This window comes from Mycobacterium sp. NAZ190054 (assembly GCF_001545925.1).
GTDB lineage: Bacteria > Actinomycetota > Actinomycetes > Mycobacteriales > Mycobacteriaceae > Mycobacterium.
In genome coordinates this window covers 1-21523 of record NZ_LMVQ01000563.1, presented here as the reverse complement: position 1 = coordinate 21523, position 21523 = coordinate 1, and the positions used below count along the sequence as shown (strand labels likewise).

General features: G+C 69.4%; 19 protein-coding genes and 1 pseudogene. 15 read left to right on the top strand and 5 right to left on the bottom strand.

The annotated features are described in order from the left end of the window. From ASJ79_RS27675 to ASJ79_RS27665, 3 genes and pseudogenes are all read left to right on the top strand, one after another. A pseudogene (locus tag ASJ79_RS27675) lies at nt 1-618 on the top strand (acetyl-CoA C-acyltransferase); the annotation flags it as partial. Between the two features lie 63 nt (nt 619-681). Next, the gene (locus ASJ79_RS27670) at nt 682-1065 is read left to right on the top strand and encodes a DUF3817 domain-containing protein (protein ID WP_067962235.1); all 384 of its coding nucleotides are present in this window, start codon (nt 682-684) and stop codon (nt 1063-1065) included. Nucleotides 1066-1078: 13 nt separating this feature from the next. Then, nucleotides 1079-1969, top strand: a complete 891-nt coding sequence (locus tag ASJ79_RS27665; RefSeq protein WP_067962230.1) for a tetratricopeptide repeat protein — start codon at nt 1079-1081, stop codon at nt 1967-1969. Nucleotides 1970-2058: 89 nt separating this feature from the next. Here the strand turns inward: ASJ79_RS27665 and glgB are convergent, their stop codons facing one another. Then, complete coding sequence (gene glgB / locus ASJ79_RS27660; protein WP_067962226.1) at nt 2059-4272, bottom strand: 1,4-alpha-glucan branching protein GlgB; 2214 nt, start codon at nt 4270-4272, stop codon at nt 2059-2061. 4 nt (nt 4273-4276) lie between these two features. Next, nucleotides 4277-6367: an alpha-1,4-glucan--maltose-1-phosphate maltosyltransferase gene (locus ASJ79_RS27655; RefSeq protein WP_067962225.1), complete on the bottom strand. Its 2091-nt coding sequence runs from the start codon at nt 6365-6367 to the stop codon at nt 4277-4279. Nucleotides 6368-6578: 211 nt separating this feature from the next. Between ASJ79_RS27655 and glgP the strand changes: the two genes are divergently transcribed. Next, nucleotides 6579-9212: an alpha-glucan family phosphorylase gene (glgP, locus tag ASJ79_RS27650; protein WP_067962224.1), complete on the top strand. Its 2634-nt coding sequence runs from the start codon at nt 6579-6581 to the stop codon at nt 9210-9212. 30 nt (nt 9213-9242) lie between these two features. Here glgP and ASJ79_RS27645 read toward each other — a convergent pair whose 3' ends face one another. The 3 genes from ASJ79_RS27645 to ASJ79_RS27635 form a co-directional block, all read right to left on the bottom strand. After that, complete coding sequence (locus tag ASJ79_RS27645) at nt 9243-10700, bottom strand: peptidase (RefSeq protein WP_067962221.1); 1458 nt, start codon at nt 10698-10700, stop codon at nt 9243-9245. 108 nt (nt 10701-10808) lie between these two features. After that, nucleotides 10809-12809 (bottom strand): ATP-dependent DNA helicase, encoded by a 2001-nt coding sequence (locus ASJ79_RS27640; protein WP_067962219.1) that lies wholly within the window; start codon nt 12807-12809, stop codon nt 10809-10811. 6 nt (nt 12810-12815) lie between these two features. Beyond that, on the bottom strand, nt 12816-14216 hold the full coding sequence (locus ASJ79_RS27635) for a nicotinate phosphoribosyltransferase (RefSeq protein WP_082754101.1): 1401 nt from the start codon (nt 14214-14216) through the stop codon (nt 12816-12818). Here ASJ79_RS27635 and clpS point away from each other — a divergent pair. The 11 genes from clpS to ASJ79_RS27580 all read left to right on the top strand — a co-directional run. Then, nucleotides 14215-14529, top strand: coding sequence for an ATP-dependent Clp protease adapter ClpS (clpS, locus tag ASJ79_RS27630; protein WP_067962217.1), 315 nt, complete (start codon nt 14215-14217; stop codon nt 14527-14529). The two genes, ASJ79_RS27635 and clpS, sit on opposite strands and share 2 nt — an antisense overlap. A gap of 7 nt (nt 14530-14536) precedes the next feature. Then, nucleotides 14537-15121, top strand: coding sequence for a DUF2017 domain-containing protein (locus tag ASJ79_RS27625; protein ID WP_067962215.1), 585 nt, complete (start codon nt 14537-14539; stop codon nt 15119-15121). A 10-nt stretch (nt 15122-15131) separates the two neighbouring features. After that, nucleotides 15132-16154 carry a P1 family peptidase gene (locus tag ASJ79_RS27620; protein ID WP_067962213.1) on the top strand — a complete coding sequence of 341 codons (1023 nt, stop codon included), beginning with the start codon at nt 15132-15134 and terminating at the stop codon, nt 16152-16154. A gap of 12 nt (nt 16155-16166) precedes the next feature. Beyond that, nucleotides 16167-16580 carry a Mov34/MPN/PAD-1 family protein gene (locus tag ASJ79_RS27615; RefSeq protein WP_067962211.1) on the top strand — a complete coding sequence of 138 codons (414 nt, stop codon included), beginning with the start codon at nt 16167-16169 and terminating at the stop codon, nt 16578-16580. A gap of 26 nt (nt 16581-16606) precedes the next feature. Then, nucleotides 16607-16879 (top strand): MoaD/ThiS family protein, encoded by a 273-nt coding sequence (locus ASJ79_RS27610; RefSeq protein WP_067962209.1) that lies wholly within the window; start codon nt 16607-16609, stop codon nt 16877-16879. A gap of 9 nt (nt 16880-16888) precedes the next feature. Then, on the top strand, nt 16889-17851 hold the full coding sequence (locus tag ASJ79_RS27605; RefSeq protein ID WP_067962208.1) for a cysteine synthase: 963 nt from the start codon (nt 16889-16891) through the stop codon (nt 17849-17851). Beyond that, on the top strand, nt 17842-18528 hold the full coding sequence (locus ASJ79_RS27600; RefSeq protein ID WP_067962206.1) for a rhomboid family intramembrane serine protease: 687 nt from the start codon (nt 17842-17844) through the stop codon (nt 18526-18528). The genes ASJ79_RS27605 and ASJ79_RS27600 overlap by 10 nt, the downstream gene beginning before the upstream one ends. Next, nucleotides 18525-19358 carry a glutamate racemase gene (gene murI / locus ASJ79_RS27595; protein WP_067962203.1) on the top strand — a complete coding sequence of 278 codons (834 nt, stop codon included), beginning with the start codon at nt 18525-18527 and terminating at the stop codon, nt 19356-19358. Before ASJ79_RS27600 ends, murI begins: the two co-directional genes overlap by 4 nt. Before the next feature lie 58 nt (nt 19359-19416). Further along, complete coding sequence (locus ASJ79_RS27590) at nt 19417-20190, top strand: cyclic nucleotide-degrading phosphodiesterase (protein ID WP_067962199.1); 774 nt, start codon at nt 19417-19419, stop codon at nt 20188-20190. 51 nt (nt 20191-20241) lie between these two features. Beyond that, nucleotides 20242-21024, top strand: a complete 783-nt coding sequence (rph, locus tag ASJ79_RS27585) for a ribonuclease PH (protein ID WP_067962197.1) — start codon at nt 20242-20244, stop codon at nt 21022-21024. Nucleotides 21025-21029: 5 nt separating this feature from the next. Then, on the top strand, nt 21030-21523 hold a 494-nt coding region (locus ASJ79_RS27580), incomplete at its 3' end, for a non-canonical purine NTP pyrophosphatase (protein WP_369803783.1).

The window sequence follows — 21523 nt, the reverse complement described above, 5'->3', positions numbered from 1 at the left end:
GGGGTGTGCGCCGACGAGGGGGGGCCGGGGCAGACCCGGCGGAGAAGGGGTGACGCGATCGGGTGCGACGAGGACGGGGGCAGCCGGGCAAACCCCACCGCCGAGTCTCTGGCCGGGTTGAAGCCGGCGTTCCGCAAGGACGGCACCATCACCGCCGGCTCGGCGTCGCAGATCTCCGACGGGGCGTGTGCGGTGGTGGTGATGAGCAAGGCCAAGGCCGAGGAGATGGGGCTCGAGTGGTTGTGTGAGATCGGCGCGCACGGTGTGGTCGCCGGCCCGGATTCCACGCTGCAGTCCCAGCCCGCCAACGCGATCAAGAAGGCCGTCGCCAAGGAAGGCATCTCGGTCGACCAGCTCGACGTCATCGAGATCAACGAGGCGTTCGCCGCCGTCGCGCTCGCGTCCACCAGAGAACTCGGGCTGGACGAGGCTACGGCCGCGGAGAAGGTCAACACCAGCGGCGGCGCCATCGCGATCGGACATCCGATCGGGATGTCCGGCGCGCGGATCACGTTGCACGTCGCGCTGGAGCTGGCCCGGCGCGGATCCGGTTACGCGGTGGCCGCGCTGTGCGGAGCCGGCGGCCAGGGCGACGCGCTCATCCTGCGCAGGCCCTGACCTCCCACGGCCGTCAACGACGCGTTGTAGTAGCTGGCCGCGATTTCATGCACAATGACGTTCATGGCCACCTACACAAGCGCTTACGACCTCCGCAGTGCGGCCGGCTGGTTCCGGTTGATCGCGTTCGCCGAGGCGGTCAGCTGGGTCGGACTGCTGCTCGGGATGTACTTCAAGTACCTGGGCTCGCCGCAGACCGAGATCGGGGTGAAAGTGTTCGGCCCCGCGCACGGCGCCGTCTTCATCGCGTTCGTGGCGGCCGCGCTCGTCGTCGGGATCATCAACAAGTGGGGCATCGGGACGTGGTTGCTGGCATTGCTGGGCAGCATCGTGCCGCTGGGGAGTGTGATCTTCCTCATATGGGCTGATCGCAGCGGCCGGATGGGTTCTCAGCCGGTCTCGGCGGAGCTCGGTCGACCGGGGGCGTCGGTACCCGAAACGACGTGACAAACTTGAACACGTGACTCGACCTGGACCCCGAATCTCGTCTGCGCTGGCGGGAGCTGTCGACCTGTCGGCGCTCAAGCAACGCCCCGCCGGCGAAGGTGCGCCGGCAGGAAACCCGGGCGGTGTGGAGATCACCGAAGCCAACCTCGAAGCCGAGGTGCTGCTTCGCTCCACCGAGGTGCCCGTCGTCGTGCTGCTGTGGTCCCCCCGCAGCGACTCCAGTCTCCAACTCGGTCAGGCACTGTCGGCACTGGCCGCCACGGACGGTCCGAAGTGGGCGTTCGCGTCGGTCAACGTCGACACGACACCGCGGGTGGCGCAGATGTTCGGCGTCCAGGCGGTGCCGACCGTGGTGGCACTGGCGGCCGGCAGGCCGTTGTCGAGCTTCGAGGGCATGCAGCCGCCCGAGCAGCTGCGGCGGTGGATCGACTCCCTGCTCGACGCGACGGCCGGGAAACTCTCCGGCGCGGCCGAACAAGAGGGCGCCGAGGCCGTCGACCCCGAGGTGGAGCAGGCGCGCGCCTATCTCGACGCCGGGGACTTCGACGCCGCTCGCCGTGCATACCAGGCGATCCTCGACGCCAACCCGAACCACCCCGAAGCCAAGGGGGCGGTGCGCCAGATCGCCTTCCTGCAGCGCGCGACCACCCACAGCAGCGACGCGGTCGCGGTGGCCGACGCGTCACCGGACGACATCGACGCCGCGTTCGCGGCCGCCGACGTCGAGATCATGCAGCAGGACATCGCCGCCGCCTTCGCGCGGCTGACCGCTCTGGTCAAGCGCACCGCGGACGACGACCGCACCAAGGTCCGCACGCGGCTCATCGAACTGTTCGAGCTGTTCGATCCGGCCGACCCCGAGGTCATCGCCGGTCGGCGCAACCTCGCCAACGCGCTGTACTGAGCCCGGTCACCCGATCCGCCGAAATCGCATTCCAGCAGCGCTTTTGCGAGTAGGCACCTGCTGGAATGCCATTTCGGCGAGAAGAGGGGCTAGGCGGGTTCGAACCACAGCGCGGCCAGCGGCGGCAGCACCATCACCGCCGATGCCGGCCTGCCGTGCCACGGCTCCTCGGTGGCCTCAACGGCGCCGTAGTTGCCGATGCCCGATCCGTGGTAAACGTCGGAGTCGGTGTTGAGCACCTCGCGCCACGTCCCGGCGTGCGGCAGACCCAGCCGGTAACGGGTGTGCTCGGAACCCGAGAAATTGAACACGCACGCCATCGTGGAGCCGTCGTCGCCGAACCGCAGGAAACTCAGCACGTTGTTGGCCGAGTCGTTCGCGTCGATCCAGGAGTAGCCCTCGGGCTGGGTGTCCCGTGACCACAGCGCCCGCCGCGTGCGGTAGAGCTCGTTGGCATCGGAGAGCATGCGCAGGATCCCGTCGGAGAACCCCTGCTCGTCCAACTGGAACCAGTCGACCCCACGCTCCTCGGACCACTCGGCGCGCTGCCCGAACTCCTGTCCCATGAACAGCAGTTGCTTGCCCGGATGCGCCCACTGGTAGGCCAGCAGCCCACGGATGCCCGCCGCCTTCATGTGGTCGTCACCGGGCATCCGTCCCCACAGCGTGCCCTTGCCGTGCACCACCTCGTCGTGGCTGATCGGCAGCACGTAATTCTCACTGAACGCATAGAGCATCGAGAACGTGATCTCGTGGTGGTGATAGCTGCGGTGGATGGGGTCGCGCTTGATGAACTCCAGCGTGTCGTTCATCCAGCCCATGTTCCACTTCATCGAAAAGCCGAGGCCGCCAAGGTTTGTCGGACGTGTGACCCCGGGCCAGGACGTCGACTCCTCGGCGATCGTGACGATGCCGGGGTTGATCTTGTGGACGGTGGCGTTCATCTCCTGCAGGAACTGCACGGCCTCCAGGTTCTCCCGGCCGCCGTAGATGTTGGGCGTCCAACCGCCTTCCGGGCGCGAGTAGTCCAGGTAGAGCATCGACGCGACGGCGTCGACGCGTAGGCCGTCGACGTGGAACTCCTGCAACCAGTACAGCGCGTTGGCCACCAGGAAGTTGCGCACCTCGGCCCGGCCGAAGTCGAATACGTAGGTGCCCCAGTCCAATTGCTCGCCGCGGCGCGGGTCACCGTGTTCGTAGAGGGCGGTCCCGTCGAAGCGGCCCAACGCCCATGCGTCCTTGGGGAAGTGGGCCGGCACCCAGTCGACGATGACGCCGATTCCGGCCCGGTGCAGCGCGTCCACGAGATGGCGGAACTCGTCGGGAGTACCGAACCGCGACGACGGTGCGTAGTACGAGGTGACCTGGTAACCCCAGGAGCCCCCGAACGGATGCTCGGCGACCGGCAGCATCTCGACGTGGGTGAAGCCGTGTTCGACGACGTACTCGGTGAGCTGTTCGGCCAGTTCCGTGTAGCTCAGGCCCGGCCGCCACGAGCCCAGGTGCACCTCGTAGGTGCTCATCGGCTCGAAGACCGGGTTGCGCAACGCGCGCCCGCTCATCCACTCGCCGTCGCCCCACGTGTAATCGCTGTGGAACACCCGCGAGGCGGTCTGCGGTGGCACCTCGGTCGCGAACGCCATCGGGTCGGCGCGGTCGGTGACCGCGCCGTCGGCGCCGTGGACCCGGAACTTGTACAGCCCGTTCTCCGGGAAGTTCGGCCAGAACAGTTCCCACACCCCGGTCGAGCCGAGCACGCGCATCTGCGCCTCGTTGCCCCAGTGGTTGAAGTCCCCGGTCACGCTGACGCCCTTGGCGTTCGGCGCCCAGACCGCAAAAGAGACGCCGTTGACCACGCCGTCGGGGGTGGTGAAACTGCGCGGGTGCGCGCCGAGGATCTCCCACAGCCGCTCGTGGCGCCCCTCGGCGAACAGATGCAGATCGATCTCGCCCAGCGTCGGCAGGAACCGGTAGGCGTCGGCCACGGTGTGCACGAACGCCGACTCGTCCTCGGAGTATCTGATCTCGAACCGGTAGTCGATCAGGTCGACGAACGGCACCGCGACGGCGAACAAACCGGCCTCGATGTGGCGCAACGGATACCGGGTTCCGCCGATGACGGCGACCACTTCGACCGCGTGCGGCCGGTACGCACGGATCACCGTGTGATCGCCGTACTCGTGCGCGCCGAGGATCGAATGCGGATCGTGGTGCTCGCCGGCCAGCAGCCGGTTCAGGTCGGCGGTGTGCGGCCGCAGGTGCGGACTGTCGACCTGGTTCTGAAGATGGGACGCGTTGGTCATGTCGTCACTCCCTACGCAGAAGGTTGGCTCGTCGGTCGGCGGGAACCTGCGGCATGTTGAACACGTGGGCCACGGCCCGGGCCGGTTCCAGGCGCACGTAATTGGCCTGGCCCCACTGGTATTCCTCGCCTGAGATCTCGTCGCGCACCCAGTAGCGGTCCTGCTGGTCCATGCCCAGCGCTTCCATGTCCAGCCACACCGTCCCCTCCTCGGGGCCGAACGGGTTGATGGTGACCACCACTAGGACCTGATCGCCCGAGACGGGGTCGAACTTGCTGTAGGCCAGCAGCGCGTCGTTGTCGACGTGGTGGAACTTGATGGTCCGCATCTGCTGCAGAGCGGGGTGCAGGCGGCGGATCTCGTTGAGCCGGGTGATGAACGGCTCCAGCGATTCACCGTCGGCCAACGCGGCCTCGAAGTCGCGCGGGCGCAACTCGTACTTCTCCGAGTTCAGATACTCCTCACTGCCCTCGCGCACGGCCCGGTGCTCGAACAGCTCGAAGCCCGAGTACATCCCCCACGTGGGGCTCATCGTCGAGGCCAGCACGGCCCGGATCGCGAACATCCCCGGACCGCCGTGCTGCAGGCTTTCGTGCAGGATGTCCGGCGTGTTCACCCACAGGCTCTGCCTGCTGTAATCGGCGTGCTCGGCGATCGACTCGCCGAACTCGGTCAGCTCCCACTTGGCCGTGCGCCAGGTGAAGTACGTGTAGGACTGCGTGTATCCGAGCTTGGCCAGTCCGAACAGCCGGGCCGGCCGGGTGAACGCCTCGGCCAGGAAGAGCACGTCAGGGTCGCTGTTCTTGACCTCGCCGATCAGCCAGGCCCAGAAGTTCGGCGGCTTGGTGTGCGGGTTGTCGACCCGAAAGACCTTGACGCCGTGGGAAACCCAGAACTTCACCACCCGCAGCACTTCTTCGTACAAGCCGGCGGGATCATTGTCGAAGTTCAGCGGATAGATGTCCTGATACTTCTTCGGGGGGTTCTCGGCGTAGGCGATCGTCCCGTCGGGCAACACCGTGAACCACTCGGGGTGTTCGCGAGCCCACGGATGGTCCGGAGCGCACTGCAGCGCGAGGTCCAGCGCCACCTCCAGGCCTTCGTCCCGCGCGGCGCGGACGAAGTCGTCGAAGTCCTCGATGGTGCCGAGGTCCGGATGCACCGCGTCGTGGCCGCCCTCGTCACTGCCGATCGCCCACGGCGACCCGACATCGCCGGGGGCCGCGGTGACGCTGTTGTTGCGTCCCTTGCGGTGCACCTTGCCGATCGGGTGGATCGGAGGAAGGTAGACGATGTCGAAGTTCATCCTGGCCACCCGGGGCAGCGCCTTGGCGGCGGTGGCGAAGGTCCCGTGTACCGGATGACCGGACGCGTCCCATCCACCGGTCGACCGCGGGAAGAACTCATACCAGGAACTGAACCGGGCCAGCGGTCGGTCGACCCAGACGCCGTACTGCTTGCCTCGGGTGACGAGCTCGCGCAGCGGATACTGGTCCAGCAGCGCGGTGAGCTCCGGAGCCAGCGCCGCGCCGGCGCGGTAGTACGGATCGCCCGGTTCGCGCAACCTGGCGGCCGCCTCCGCCAGGGGATAGCGGTCCTGGCGCGGCACGCCGGTCGCGGCACGTTCCAGCAGGCGTGCGCCGACCAGCAGGTCGTTGTTCAGCTCGCCCTCGCTCTGCCCGGCGTCCAGCTTGGCCGTGACGTTCTTGCGCCAGGTCGCGAGCGGATCACCCCAACCGTCCACCCGGAACGTCCACAGGCCCACCTCGTCGGGCGTGAACTGGCCGTGGAACACGTCGGGTGTGCGTCCCAGGGCCATCGGGAGGGCTTGAGGGCGCACCCGCTGGGCGGGGTTGACGACCTCCTGGATGGGCACCGCCTCGGTGGACCGCACCCGGCCCGGCGGCTCCTCGGCCAGCGGGGGATAGGAGGTTCCGTGGTAGCGCACCACCAGGGTCGCGGCCACCGCGTCATGGCCTTCCCGCCAGACAGTCGCCGACACCGGGACCACCTCGCCGACGACCGCTTTGGCCGGGAACCGCCCTTCGGACACCACGGGCTGGACGTCGTCAATCTCGATACGACCGGCGGTCACGCGCTCACTCCCTGGCACTCCCCATCGCTTCGATCAGCACCGCGCGGCACCCACCGCGCGTCGTTGCCTGTCTCGTTCCCGGCCTGGCTATGGCCCTGTCGCGCCTATACCCACCGTAGTGTCCGGCTCAACCTTTCGTCGGGCATCGGTTTGCGGGATACCGAGGCGAGGCCGCCCCCGACGGCCGTCAGCCGCAGTAAGGTGGACTCGCGTGAAAGCTCTCCGCCGGTTCACCGTCCGCGCCCACCTTCCCGCGCCGCTGGCCGCACTCGAGCGGCTCTCCGTCAATCTGCGCTGGTCCTGGGACAAGCCGACCCAGGACCTGTTCGCGGCGATCGATCCCCGGCTGTGGGACCAGGTCGGCGGGGACCCGGTCGCGCTGCTCGGGCAGGTCGGTCCCGCCCGGCTGGAGGAACTGGCCGCCGACCACTCGTTCGTCGGGCGCCTGAACGCGCTGGCCGCGGATCTGGACGACTACCTGAGCAGGCCGTTGTGGTACCAGCAGCAGGGCGCGGACGCCGCCGGCGCGGAACTGCCCAAGGGCATCGCCTATTTCTCGATGGAGTTCGGCGTCGCCGAGGTGCTGCCCAACTACTCGGGCGGCCTCGGGATCCTGGCCGGCGATCATCTGAAATCGGCCTCCGATCTCGGGCTGCCGCTGATCGCCGTCGGGCTGTACTACCGCTCCGGATACTTCCGCCAGTCGCTGAGCGCCGACGGTTGGCAGCACGAGAGCTATCCGTCGCTGGACCCGCAGGGGTTGCCGTTGCGGCTGTTGACCGACGCCCAGGACGCGCCCGTCCTCGTCGAACTCGCCCTGCCCGACGGCGCGCAGCTCTTCGCGCGCATCTGGATCGCGCAGGTCGGCCGGATCCCGTTGTTGCTGTTGGATTCCGACATCCCGGAGAACGAGCACGAGCTGCGCTCGGTCACCGACCGGCTGTACGGCGGGGACCAGGAGCACCGGATCCGGCAGGAGATCCTGGCCGGCATCGGCGGGGTGCGCGCCATCCGCGCGTTCACCGCGCTGGAAGGCCTTGCCGCGCCCGAGGTCTTCCACATGAACGAGGGGCACGCCGGCTTCCTCGGGGCCGAGCGCATCCGCGAGCTGATCGAGGCCGGGCTGGACTTCGACACCGCACTCGCGGTGGTGCGCGCGTCCACGGTGTTCACCACCCACACGCCGGTTGCGGCCGGCATCGACCGGTTCCCGGTCGAGATGGTGGAACGGTACTTCGGGCCGGAGCTCGGCGCCCCTGCCGTCGGCGGCTCCCGGCTGCTGCCCGGGGTGCCGTTGGAGCGCATCCTCGCGTTCGGCACGGAGGACGACCCGACGAAGTTCAACATGGCGCACATGGGTCTGCGTCTGGCGCAGCGCGCCAACGGCGTGTCCATGCTGCACGGGCGCGTCAGCCGGGCGATGTTCAACGAGTTGTGGCAGGGTTTCGACCCCGCCGAGGTGCCCATCGGGTCGATCACCAACGGTGTGCACGCGGCGACGTGGGCCGCGCCGCAGTGGATGGAGCTGGGGCGCGAGCTGCTCGGCAGCGAGGACCTGAGCTCGCTGCGGGACATGGAGTCCTGGTCGCTGCTGCAGCAGGTCGATTCCGGGCATCTGTGGTGGATCCGCTCCCAGCTGCGCGCCGAGCTGATCGACGACGTCCGGGCCAGGGTGCGCCGGTCCTGGTTGGAGCGCGGCGCCTCGGATGCCGAACTCGGCTGGGTGGCAACGGCTTTCGATCCCGGTGTGCTCACCATCGGGTTCGCCCGCCGGGTGCCCACCTACAAGCGGCTGACCCTGATGTTGCGCGACCCCGACCGGCTGGCGCGATTGCTGCTCGACGAGAAGCGCCCGGTCCAGCTGATCGTGGCCGGCAAGTCGCATCCCGCCGACGAAGCCGGCAAGGCGCTGATCCAGCAGATCGTGCGCTTCGCCGACCGCGAAGACGTGCGGCACCGCATCGCGTTCCTGCCCGACTACGACATGTCGATGGCGCGCAAGCTCTATCACGGCTGCGACGTATGGCTGAACAACCCGCTGCGACCGCTGGAGGCGTGCGGCACGTCGGGGATGAAGAGCGCGCTCAACGGCGGGCTGAACCTGTCCATCCGCGACGGCTGGTGGGACGAGTGGTACGACGGCGAGAACGGCTGGGAGATCCCCACCGCGGACGGCCTGGCCGACGAGGGCAGGCGCGACGACCTCGAGGCAGCCGCGCTCTATGACCTGCTCGAGCGCGCCGTCGCACCGAAGTTCTACGACCGCGACGAGAACGGCGTTCCGACCCGGTGGGTGGAGATGGTGCGCCACACGCTGCAGGCGCTGGGACCGAAGGTGCTGGCCTCCCGCATGGTTCGCGACTACACGCAGCAGTACTACCTGCCCGCCGCACAGGCGCTGCGCCAGGTGATCCAGCCCGGGCAGTCCGGTGCGCCGGAGTTCGCCCAGCCCTTCGGCGCCGCCCGCGAGCTCGCGGAGTACCGCAGGCGGGTCGAGCAGGCCTGGCCGAAGATCACGATCACCGACGTGGACAGCTACGGGCTTCCCGACACCCCGCTGCTGGGTTCCGAGCTCACCCTGACCGCGCTGGTGTCGCTCGGTGAGCTGCGTCCCGACGAGGTCGCCGTGCAGGCCGTCCTGGGCCGTGTCGACGCCGCCGACGCGCTGGTCGACCCGACCACCGTGCCCATGGAACACACCGGGACGGCGGAGAACGGCGACGAGATCTTCACCGCGACGACGCCGCTGCCGTTCGCCGGGTCGGTCGGTTACACGGTCCGGGTGCTGCCACACCACCGGCTGTTGGCCGGTGCCAACGAGTTGGGGCTGGTCACGCTGGCGTGACGCGGCTCCGTCGTCCGAGGTGGGCGGGGCTCACGGGAAGCGTTTGAAGCAGCGCTCGGTATCCCCGAGGACGCCGACGCGGAACGCGTCGATGCGGGAGAACCCGGCCGGCACCGACTCGCCGTTGACGTCGCTGGCGACCAGGCCGTTGAGCAGGATGCCCGACACCGCCTCGTCGACGTCGCCCGCGGTGAGCGCGAGGGTGTCGCCGTCGGGTGTGGTCACCTCCTCGGTCATCTTGACCGTCGCGACCCCGGTCAGGCACGCGGTGCGCAGCGCCGCCTCGGCGTTGTCGAGCGCCACCCCGCCGTGTTCCTGCTGGATCGCCAGCATGTAGCGCGACACCAGCACCGAGTAGGCCATGTTGTCGCCGGTGGCGAGGCTGCCGGCGTCGCGCGGATCGGCCTGCGCCCCCATCTCCTCCAGCGCGGGCAGGTCGACGACGATCGTGTTGGTGGACGGGCAGAAGGACGCGGGTGGGCTCGGACGCGCATCCGGACAACTCGGGGCGGCGTCGGCGTCGAAGCTCAGAGCGGGAGGGTTCCTGGGTGAGAACAGGATTCCCATCGCATCGACGATCGACCGGGTCGAGTCCTCGGTGATCGGCAACTCGCCGGTCTGGTCCTCGGGCAGCAGCACGGGCAGATCTCCGCGCCGCTGGTCGATCTCGTCCAGATCGATGCCCGCGCAAGCCGCCGGACCGTCGGTGAAGCCGAACTGGAACGCCGACAGCCGCTCGAAAGCCGAACCGTGCTCGTCGAAGCCCGCCTCGGGATCGCCTTCGGTCATCAGCGGATCGCGGAACGAGATCACGCCGGCGAGCACGTTGTTGAGGCCCTCACCGGTGCTGAGTGTGAAACGCGGCGACGAGTCCTCGGCGACCCAGCGCATGTAGGCGCCGGAGAAGCAGTCGGACTGTTGCTCGGCGACCAGCGTCGGGGTGTTTTTCTTGGCCAGCCCGGACAAGCGTGACACGGCGTGCCCGTACTCGTGGGCGAGCACCATCACCACACCCATGTCGCCGTGCGCGCGTTGCAGTCCGGGCAGCAGCTCGCCGCGGTCCCAGCCGATGGTCCGGTCGGTGTAGCAGTAGCCCGCGTTGACCAGCCCGTAGGTGTCCTCGCCGCAGAACTCGCCGTCGAATCCGTTGGCGTCCCAGGAGATCAGTTCGGCGACGGGTCTGAACCTCTCGCCGAAGGTCTCCTCATAGGCTGTCGCCCAGTAATCCTCGATGTCGCTGATCGCGCTCGCGGCGAGTTCGTCGATTGCGCTTCCGTCGGTGCCCTCGACGTCACGGGCGGGGCCCTCGGCGCCGGGACGCAGGCCGGTCGGGCCGTCGGTGGCGGGCATCCCGGCCACCCGGAACGGATCGTCGAACACCGAAACGGCGTTGCCCTGCAACGTGGTCGAGCACGCGGTGGCGACCAGCACCGAGCACACGGTGACGGTGGCGCCGAACAGCCGGCTCGGCTTCCTCGACGGGCTCATGGACGCCGCCTTTCGGTAGTGGCCGCTGCGGCGTGACGGCCGCCGACCGAACATTCCGCCAGGATAGTGAATTCGCGCCGCGGACTGCGGATGCAGCGCGAGCCGAAATCAACGCATCCCGCGCAGCCGCCGCAGCGCCGCACGGACCGCCGCGCCGTCGGTCGTCGCCCAGAACGGCGGCAGTGACGCACGCAGGAATCCGCTGTAGCGGGCGGTGGCCATCCGGGAATCGAGCACGGCCACCACGCCGCGGTCGTCGACGCGCCGCAACAGCCTGCCTGCGCCCTGTGCGAGCAGCAGCGCCGCGTGGCTGGCCGCGACCGCCATGAACCCGTTGCCACCGCGCGCGGCCACCGCGCGCTGTCTGGCGGTGAGCAGCGGATCGTCGGGCCGGGGGAACGGGATCCGGTCGATCAGCACCAGCGACAGCGAGGGCCCGGGTACGTCGACGCCCTGCCACAGCGACAACGTGCCGAACAACGAGGTCTGCTCGTCGTCGGCGAAACGCTGTACGAGCGCCGAGGTGTTGTCGTCACCCTGGCACAGCACGGGCGTGCCGAGGCGTTCGCGCATCACCTCGGCGGCGGCCTTGGCGGCCCGCATCGACGAGAACAGCCCGAGCGTGCGGCCGTCCGCGGCCTCGATCAGCGCGCAGATCTCGTCGAGTTGCTCGGCGGAGCCTGCGCCGTCGCGGCCGGGCGGCGGCAGGTGCGCGGCGACGTAGAGGATTCCCGATTTCGTGTGGTCGAACGGCGACCCGACGTCCAGACCCCGCCAGCCCGCGGAGCCACCGGTCTGATCCTGCTCGCGGCCGGCGCCGCCGGAGAGGCCCCAGGCCGAGGCCATCGCGTCGAAACTGCCCCCGATGGTCAGCGTCGCCGAGGTCAACACCGCCGTCGAGCGCCCGAACAGCCTGCTGCGCAACAGACCGGACACGGACAGCGGTGCGACGCGCAGCACCGCGCGACTGCCCGACCTGGCGTCGTCGATGTGGTCGAGCCAGACGACGTCGACGCGGTCGGGGATGGCGGGGACGAACGAGTCGAGGATCCGCGCGGCGGTGTCGCCGACGTCGGACAGCGCGGTGGCCGCTTCGGCCCGGGCCGAGGTCGTCTTCGGATCGTTGGGTGCGGTGTCCACCGCGGTGCGTGCCGCGTGCGCGGCGTCGCGCAGCGCGGCCAGACATGTGCCCAACTCTTCGTCGAGTACGTCGATCCGGCCGGGACGGGCGTCGAACATCGCCGACGAGAACGTCGCCGACGCCGCCTCCAGTCGCTCGGCGAGTTCGGGAGCGACCACACGTGCGGCCCGCCGGTGCGCGATGCCCAACGACGTCGCCGACAGTTCAGCGGTCGCGACCCCGGTCACCCGGTCGACCAGCTCGTGCGCCTCGTCGACGACGAGCAGTTCGTGTTCGGGCAGCACGTTGGCGTCGCCGATGGCGTCGATGGCCAGCAGCGCATGGTTGGTGACGACGACGTCGGCCTCGCCGGCCCGGCCGCGTGCGCGTTCGGCGAAACACTCCGTGCCGAACGGGCAGCGCGACATCCCGATGCACTCGCGCGCCGACACGCTGACCTGCGACCAGGACCGGTCCGGAACACCGGGCTTGAGCTCGTCGCGGTCACCGGTGTCGGTGGTCTCCGACCACGCGGTGAGCCGCTGGACATCACGGCCGAGTGCGCTGCTCGCGACCGGTGAGAACAGTTCCTCCTGCGGCAGGTCGTCCGGTTCACCGCCGGCGGATCCGTTGTGGATCTTGTTCAGGCACAGATAGTTTCCCCGGCCCTTCAGCAGCGCGAAGGTCGGGCGTCGGGGCAGCACCCCGGCCAGCGAGTCGGCGAGCCGGGGCAGGTCGCGGTCGACGAGCTGCCGTTGCAGCGCGATGGTGGCGGTCGAGACCACGACGGGACGGTTCTCCGACACCGAGTGCGCGATCGCCGGCACCAGATACGCCAGCGATTTGCCGGTACCGGTGCCGGCCTGGACGGCGAGGTGCTCACCGGTGTCGAACGCGCGGGCGACCGCCTCGGCCATCGCGATCTGGCCGTCGCGAGTGGCCCCGCCCAGCGCGGCGACCGCCGTGGCCAACAGCTCGGTGACCTCCACCGACGTCTACTTCCGTCCGCGCACGGGCGCGATCATCCGGGTCGGGACGGCGGGGTCGCCCCTGGACAGGCTCAGACCGTCCCAGGGGAGGCTGAGCAGGCCCTCGCCGACGAGCGCGCGGGCGCGGTCCAGTCCGAGGTCGGCGACCGGCTCGCCGTCGCGCATCAGCGGGACGGTCAGCTCCCGCATGTGCAGACCGGCCGGGTCCGGTGGCGGGCCGGCTGCGGGGTAGACCAGTTCTTCGACGATGGTGCCCGAACTCTTGGCGAGCCGGGACGCCCGCTTGTGCCCGCCGTGAGACTGCTTGTGGCTGCTGCGCTTCTCGACCGGGATCCCGTCGACCTCGACGAGTTTGTAGACCATGCCCGCCGTCGGCGCGCCGGATCCGGTGACCACCGAGGTGCCCACCCCGTAGAAGTCGACGGGCTCGGCGCGCAGCGCCGCGATCGCGAACTCGTCGAGATCGCCCGACACCACGATGCGGGTCCCGGTCGCTCCGAGGCCGTCCAGTTGTTCGCGGACCTGACGGGCCAGCACGCCGAGGTCGCCGGAGTCGATGCGCACCGCTTCCAGCCGCGTGCCCGCGACCTCGATCGCGTGGGCGACCCCGGCGGTGATGTCGTAGGTGTCGACGAGCAGGGTGGTGCCGACGCCCAGCGCGTCGATCTGCGCCCGGAACGCGGCCTTCTCCCAGTCCGCCGGGGTTCCGTCCGCGGTGGTGTGCAGCAGCGTGAACGCGTGTGCGCTGGTGCCGAGCGCGGGCACGCCGTGGCGGCGCTGCGCCTCAAGGTTGGACGAACCCGCGAATCCCGCGAGATAGGCCGCGCGCGCCGCCGCGACGGCGGCCTGCTCGTGGGTGCGCCGCGAACCCATCTCGATCAGCGGGCGCCCGGCCGAGACGCTGACCATGCGCGCCGCCGCCGATGCGACGGCCGAGTCGTGGTTGAGGACCGACAGCGCCAGGGTCTCCAGGACCACGCATTCCCCGAAGGTGCCGTGCACGGACAGCACGGGGGAGCCGGGGAAGTACAGCTCGCCCTCCGCGTAACCGTCCACGTCTCCGGTGAAGCGGTAGTCGGCCAGGTAGTCCAGCGTGGCTCTGTCGAGGAAGTCCTCAAGACTGCTCAGCGCCGCGGCGTCGAACCTGAACGCCCGCAACGCATTCACGAACCGTGCGGTACCGGCGGTCACGCCGTACCGCCTGCCGTCGGGAAGGCGGCGTGCGAAGACCTCGAAGGTGCAGCGCCGGCCCGCGGTGCCGTCGCGCAACGCGGCCGCGAGCATCGTCAGCTCGTACTTGTCGGTGAGCAGCGCCATGGACGTGTCCGGCAGGTCCGTGGACGGGAGGGTCACAGGCTCACCGTATCGGTTCGAGGCCCGTCGGGGGCCCCGGTATCCTGGCCCCATGGTGACGCCGGCGAAGGCCCGACCGGGTACACGCGAAGACCGCGATGCGCGGTTGGACCAGGAAACGGATGAAGCCACCGACGCGCCGTGGGTGACCATCGTCTGGGACGACCCGGTGAACCTGATGACCTACGTGACCTACGTCTTCCAGAAACTCTTCGGCTACAGCGAACCGCACGCCACCAAGTTGATGCTCCAGGTGCACAACGAGGGCAGGGCCGTGGTGTCGGCGGGCAGCCGGGAATCCATGGAGACAGACGTGACCAGGCTCCACGCCGCAGGGTTGTGGGCGACGCTGCAACAGGACCGCTGAAGACACTGTGCGTAAATGGAAACGGGTCGAGGGCCCCGACGGCCCGCGATTTCGGTCGGCGCTGGCGGCGCACGAAGCCGAGCTGCTGAGCAGCCTGGTCGCCTCGCTGATGGACATGCTCGATTCGCGGGAGGGCTCCGCCCCGGTGGACGAGCTCGCCGAGATCACCGGGATGCGGACCGGTAATTCGGTTCCGCCGCAAGACGATACGCTCAAGCGGCTGCTTCCCGACTTCTACCGGCCCGCCACCGATCATCCCGCCGGCACCGGCGCCGCGGAAAGCCTCAACAGCGCACTGCGCAGCCTGCACGAGCCCGAGATCATCGATGCCAAACGTGAAGCGGCGCAACGCCTGTTGGACACGGTGCCGGCCGGGGGCGGCAAGTTCGAACTGTCGGAGGACGATGCGCAGGCGTGGGCGTCGGCGGTCAACGATGTTCGCCTCGCGCTGGGCACGATGCTCGACGTCGGGTCCGACATCCCCGACCGGTTGCCCGCCGACCACCCCATGGCGGGACACCTCGACGTGTACCAGTGGTTGACGGTGTTGCAGGAGTACCTGGTGATCTGCCTGATGGATCGCGGACGATGAGCTGGTCCCGGTGAGCGGATCGATCAGCGATGTCGGCGGAATCCGCGTCGGGCACCACCACCGCATCGACGATGACGCGGAACCGGGTTCGGGCTGGGCCACCGGTACCACCGTCGTGCTGACGCCGCCGGGCACCGTCGGCGCGGTCGACGGCCGGGGTGGCGCGCCGGGCACCCGTGAGACCGATCTGCTGGACCCGAGCAACTCGGTGCGTCACGTCGACGCGGTGGTGCTCACCGGCGGCAGCGCGTACGGCCTGGCCGCCGCCGACGGCGTCATGACGTGGCTGGAGGAGCAGAACCGCGGTGTCGCGCTGGACGGGGGCGTGGTGCCCATCGTGCCCTCGGCGGTGATCTTCGACCTTCCGGTCGGCGGGTGGCAGTGCCGCCCGGACGCCGACTTCGGGTACCGGGCCGCCGCCGGTGCGGGCACCGACGTGGGAATCGGCACGGTGGGAGCGGGGGTCGGTGCGCGCGCCGGCGTGCTCAAGGGCGGTGTCGGGACCGCGTCGGTCACGTTGGATTCCGGTGTCACCGTCGGCGCGCTCGTCGTCGTCAACTCCGCCGGCGACGTCGTCGACCCCGCCACCGGGCTGCCGTGGCTGGCCTCCCACGCCGAGGAGTTCGGCCTCGTCCGCCCGCCCGCGGACCAACTCGCCGCCTACGCCGACCGGCACGGCGAACTCAGCCCGCTCAACACCACGATCGCGGTGGTGGCCACCGACGCGGCGCTGAGCAAGGCCGCCTGCCGCCGGGTTGCGGTGGCGGCGCAGGACGGATTGGCCCGCACCATCAACCCGTGCCACACCCCGCTCGACGGCGACACGGTGTTCGCGCTGGCCACAGGCGCGGTGGAGGTGAACCCCGACCCGACGACGCCGGCGTCGATGACGCCGGAACTGCCGTTGGTCACCGCGGTCGGCGCCGCGGCGGCGGAGGTGCTGGCACGCGCCGTGCTGGTCGGAGTGCTGGCCGCCGGCACGGTCGCCGGAATACCGACATACCGTGGTCTGTTGCCGGGAGCGTTCGAATGAGAGGAATGCAGCGTGCTGACGATCCGTGCTGACCTGGTCGACGCCATGGTCAGCCATGCCCGCGCCGACCATCCCGACGAGGCGTGCGGAATCATCGCGGGCCCGGACGGCTCCGACCGCCCCGAGCGGTTCATCGCGATGGTCAACGCGGAGCGTTCGCCGACGTTCTACCGGTTCGACTCGGGTGAGCAGCTGAAGGTGTGGCGGGAGATGGACGACGCCGACGAGGTGCCCGTGGTCATCTACCACTCGCACACCGCCACCGAGGCCTACCCGAGCCGCACCGACATCTCGTACGCGTCCGAACCCGACGCCCACTACGTCCTGGTGTCCACCCGTGACCCCGACCGGCACGAACTGCGCAGCTACCGCATCGTGGACGGTGTCGTCACGGAGGAACCCGTCACCATCGTCGAGCAGTACTAAGACAGCCAACCGAAGGAGTCAGTCACATGGCTATCTCTGTGTCCATCCCCACGATCCTGCGCACCCACACCGGCGGTGAGAAGCGCGTGACGGCCACCGGGGACACCCTGCAGGCGGTGATCGCCGATCTGGAGGCCAACTACTCGGGCATCTCGGAGCGGCTCGTGGATAACGGCAAGCTGCACCGCTTCGTCAACATCTACGTCAACGACGAGGACGTGCGGTTCTCCGGCGGGCTGGACACCGCGATCTCCGACGGGGACTCGGTGACCATCCTGCCCGCCGTCGCCGGAGGCTGAGCGGATCCGATGACCCGATACGACTCGCTGCTCGAAGCGCTGGGCAACACGCCGCTGGTCGGGCTGCAGCGGCTCTCCCCGGCCTGGGACGGGTCGCCGCACGTCCGGTTGTGGGCCAAGCTCGAGGACCGCAACCCGACCGGTTCCATCAAGGACCGGCCGGCCCTGCGGATGATCGAGGACGCCGAACGCGAAGGGCGGCTGCATCCCGGCGCGACCATCCTGGAACCGACGAGCGGCAACACCGGCATCTCGCTGGCGATGGCGGCCCTGCTCAAGGGCTACCAGATGATCTGCGTGATGCCGGAGAACACCTCGACCGAGCGGCGTCAGCTTCTCGAACTCTACGGTGCGCGCATCATCTACTCGCCCGCCGAGGGCGGCTCCAACACCGCGGTGGCGCACGCCAAAGAGCTTGCCGCCGAACACCCTTCGTGGGTGATGCTGTACCAGTACGGCAACCCGTCGAACGCGGCCGCGCACTACGACGGCACCGGACCGGAGTTGCTGGCCGATCTCCCCGAGATCACCCACTTCGTCGGGGGTCTGGGCACCACGGGCACGCTGATGGGCACCGGACGGTTCCTGCGCGAGCACGTCCCGGGGGTCCAGATCGTGGCCGCCGAGCCACGCTACGGCGAGGGCGTGTACGCGCTGCGCAACATCGACGAGGGCTTCATCCCCGAGCTGTACGACCCCGACGTGCTGACCACACGTTTCGCGGTGGGCTCCTATGACGCGGTGCGACGCACGCGCGAGCTGGTGCAGATGGAGGGCATCTTCGCCGGCATCTCCACCGGCGCGATCCTGCACGCCGCGCTCGGCATGGCCGCCAAAGCGGTCAAGGCCGGCGAACGCGCCGACATCGCGTTCACCGTGTGCGACGCGGGGTGGAAGTATCTGTCGACCGGCGCGTACGCCGGTAGCCTGGACGACGCGGAGGACGCGTTGGAAGGGCAGCTTTGGGCGTGACGGGAACCGGTGGACACCCCGCTTTCCCCGCGGAGCCGAAAAAGCGGCCCGCGTGGGTGGTCGGTGGCCTCACCATCCTGTCGTTCGTCGTGCTGCTCTGGGTCATCGAGCTGTTCGACTCGCTGACCGGCCATCGCCTGGACAGCAACGGGATTCGCCCGATGGAGACCGACGGGCTGAGCGGCATCCTGTTCGCGCCGCTGCTGCACTCCAACTGGGAACACCTGATGGCCAACACCGGGCCGGCGCTGGTGCTCGGTTTCCTGATGACGCTGGCCGGGCTGTCGCGGTTTTTGTACGCGACCGCGATCGTCTGGATCGTCGGCGGCCTCGGCACCTGGCTGATCGGCAACGTCGGGGCGCCCACCTATCAGGGGATGGTCGTGGAGACCAACCACATCGGGGCCTCCGGGCTGATCTTCGGCTGGCTCACGTTCCTGATCGTGTTCGGCTTCTTCACCCGCAAGGTGTGGGAGATCGTCGTCGGGGTGGTGGTGTTGTTCATCTACGGCAGCATCCTGCTCGGCGTGCTGCCCGGCACCTTCGGCGTCTCCTGGCAGGGCCATCTGTGCGGTGCGGCCGCCGGTGTGCTGGCCGCGTACCTGCTGTCCAGTCCGGAACGCAGGGCACGAGAGTCCCGCCGGGGCGCCACGAGTCCGCTGTACCCGACCCGATGACGTCACCGCAGGCGCCGATCGGGATCTTCGATTCCGGGGTGGGCGGGCTCACGGTGGCACGCGCGGTGATCGATCAACTCCCCGACGAGGACATCATCTACATCGGCGACACCGGCAACGGGCCGTACGGCCCGCTGACCATCCCGCAGATCCGTGCGCACGCGCTGGCGATCGGTGACGACCTGGCAGGCCGTGGCATCAAGGCGCTGGTGATCGCCTGCAATTCGGCGTCCTCGGCGTGCCTGCGCGACGCGCGGGAACGCTACGCGCCGATCCCGGTGGTCGAGGTGATCCTGCCCGCGGTGCGGCGCGCGGTCGCCACCACGCGCAACGGACGGATCGGTGTCATCGGCACCGCCGCGACGATCGCGTCGGGCGCGTATCAGGACGCGTTCGCCGCGGCCCGTGACGTCGAGGTGTTCGGGGTGGCGTGTCCCCGCTTCGTCGACTTCGTCGAACGCGGAGTGACCAGCGGGCGTCAGGTGCTCGGCCTGGCGGAGGGCTATCTGGAGCCACTGCAGCGGGCACAGGTCGACACGTTGGTGCTCGGGTGTACCCACTATCCGATGCTGTCCGGTCTGATCCAGCTGGCGATGGGCGACCAGGTCACGCTGGTGTCCAGCGCCGAGGAGACCGCCAAGGATCTGCTCCGCGTGCTGACCGAGCGGGAGTTGCTGAAACCGCATCCGGCGGATCCGGTGGCGCCGCCGCGACGGCAGTTCGAGGCGACCGGGGACCCGGAGGCGTTCACGGCTTTGGCGGCGCGCTTCCTCGGACCCACCCTTGACGGAGTCCGGTCTGTTCAGCGTCACGCCGGTGCCCGAACATGACGTTCGTCGCCCAATGCGCCGATGTTTTCGTCATCGCGATACCGGGCATGGCAAGCTAGTGAGCGTGCGAATCACCGTACTCGGTTGCTCCGGCAGTGTGGTCGGTCCTGATTCGCCCGCGTCGGGATATCTCGTCACCGCGCCCGACACTCCGCCGCTGGTACTCGATTTCGGCGGCGGCGTGCTGGGGGCGCTTCAGCGTCATGCGGATCCGAATTCCGTTCACGTGTTGTTGTCGCATCTGCACGCCGACCACTGTCTGGATTTGCCCGGACTGTTCGTCTGGCGGCGCTACCACCCGACGCCGGCACAGGAGCGCGGCTTCGTCTACGGCCCCGCCAACACGTGGGCCCGGCTGGGCGCGGCGTCCTCGCCGGAGGGTGGCGAGATCGACGACATCACCGACATCTTCGAGATCCGGCACTGGGTCGACAACCAGGCCGTGGACATCGGCGCGCTGACGGTGCTGCCGCGCCTGGTGTGCCACCCGACGGAGTCCTACGGGATGCGGATCACCGACCCGTCGGGAGCCACCCTGGTCTACAGCGGGGACACCGGTTACTGCGACGCGTTGATCGACCTGGCCCGCGGTGCCGACGTGTTCCTGTGCGAGGCCTCCTGGACGGATTCCCCGGAACGTCCTCCGCGTCTGCACCTGTCCGGTACCGAAGCCGGCCGGGCGGCCGCCCACGCCGGGGTGTCCGAACTTCTGCTCACCCACATTCCGCCGTGGACGTCGCGCGAGGACGTGATCAGCGAGGCGAAGGCCGAGTTCGACGGTCCGGTGCACGCGGTCGTCTGCAACGAGACCTTCGAGGTCGCGCGGTCCTGAAGGCTCCATCCGTCGACCGGCGTGCCCGGTCGACGGGCTAGGGTTGGCCCCGTGTCCAGACGAGAAGACGGTCGACTCGACGACGAATTGCGCCCGGTCACCATCACCCGGGGTTTCACCACCCATCCCGCCGGTTCGGTGCTGGTGGAGTTCGGGCAGACCAGGGTGATGTGCACGGCGAGCGTCACCGAAGGTGTGCCCCGCTGGCGCAAGGGGTCCGGGCAGGGCTGGCTGACCGCCGAGTACGCGATGCTGCCCGCCGCGACCCATGAGCGCTCCGACCGTGAGTCGGTCAAAGGACGCGTGGGCGGTCGCACCCAGGAGATCAGCCGTCTGGTCGGCAGGTCCCTGCGCGCCTGTATCGACCTCGCGGCGCTGGGGGAGAACACCATCGCGATCGACTGCGACGTGCTGCAGGCCGACGGCGGCACCCGCACGGCGGCCATCACGGGCGCCTATGTGGCTCTGTCGGACGCCGTCACCTACCTGTCCGCCGCCGGCAAGCTGTCGGACCCGCGGCCGCTGTCATGCGCGATCGCCGCGGTCAGCGTCGGGGTGGTGGACGGCCGCATCCGCGTCGACCTGCCCTACACCGAGGACTCGCGCGCCGAGGTCGACATGAACGTCGTCGCCACCGACACCGGCACGCTCGTGGAAATCCAGGGCACCGGCGAAGGCGCGACGTTCCCGCGGTCCACCCTGGACAAGATGCTCGACGCCGCGATGGCGGCGTGTGACCAGCTGTTCGCGATCCAGCGCAGCGCGCTCGAGAAGCCGTACCCGGGGGCGCTGCCGGAGTCCGGCGAGCCCGCGAAGAAGGCGTTCGGAAGCTGACCCGGATGTCCCGGGTACTCGTCGCTTCGCGCAACCGCAAGAAGCTGGCCGAACTGCGCCGCGTGCTCGACCACGCGGGACTGTCGGAGCTGACGCTGCTGTCGCTCGACGACGTCCCGCCGTTCGACGAGGCGCCCGAGACCGGCGCGACGTTCGAGGAGAACGCGGTCGCCAAGGCGCGCGACGCGTTCACCGCGACCGGCATACCTGCCGTCGCAGACGATTCCGGCCTCGAGGTCGACGCCCTCAACGGCATGCCCGGTGTGCTGAGCGCGCGCTGGTCGGGGCGGCACGGCGACGACGCGGCGAACACCGCGCTCCTGCTGGGGCAGCTCGCCGACGTGCCGGACGGCCGCCGCGGTGCCGCGTTCGTGTCGATCGTGCTCACGCTGGCCATCGTCAGGAACACCCCGGACGGTTCGGCGGCGACGTCGGAGACGATGTCGGTGCGCGAGACGCTGCACAGCGTCAAGACGGTGTGGCTGCGCCCCGGCACTCG

Excerpts from the sequence above, each read along its gene's own strand:
- ASJ79_RS27645 (WP_067962221.1), bottom strand. The coding sequence starts at position 10,700 with ATGAGCCCGTCGAGGAAGCCGAGCCGGCTGTTCGGCGCCACCGTCACC.
- clpS (WP_067962217.1), top strand. The coding sequence starts at position 14,215 with ATGGTGACGCCGGCGAAGGCCCGACCGGGTACACGCGAAGACCGCGAT.
- murI (WP_067962203.1), top strand. The coding sequence starts at position 18,525 with ATGACGTCACCGCAGGCGCCGATCGGGATCTTCGATTCCGGGGTGGGC.
- ASJ79_RS27670 (WP_067962235.1), top strand. The coding sequence starts at position 682 with ATGGCCACCTACACAAGCGCTTACGACCTCCGCAGTGCGGCCGGCTGG.
- ASJ79_RS27610 (WP_067962209.1), top strand. The coding sequence starts at position 16,607 with ATGGCTATCTCTGTGTCCATCCCCACGATCCTGCGCACCCACACCGGC.
- ASJ79_RS27635 (WP_082754101.1), bottom strand. The coding sequence starts at position 14,216 with ATGGGGCCAGGATACCGGGGCCCCCGACGGGCCTCGAACCGATACGGT.
- ASJ79_RS27605 (WP_067962208.1), top strand. The coding sequence starts at position 16,889 with ATGACCCGATACGACTCGCTGCTCGAAGCGCTGGGCAACACGCCGCTG.
- glgB (WP_067962226.1), bottom strand. The coding sequence starts at position 4,272 with ATGACCAACGCGTCCCATCTTCAGAACCAGGTCGACAGTCCGCACCTG.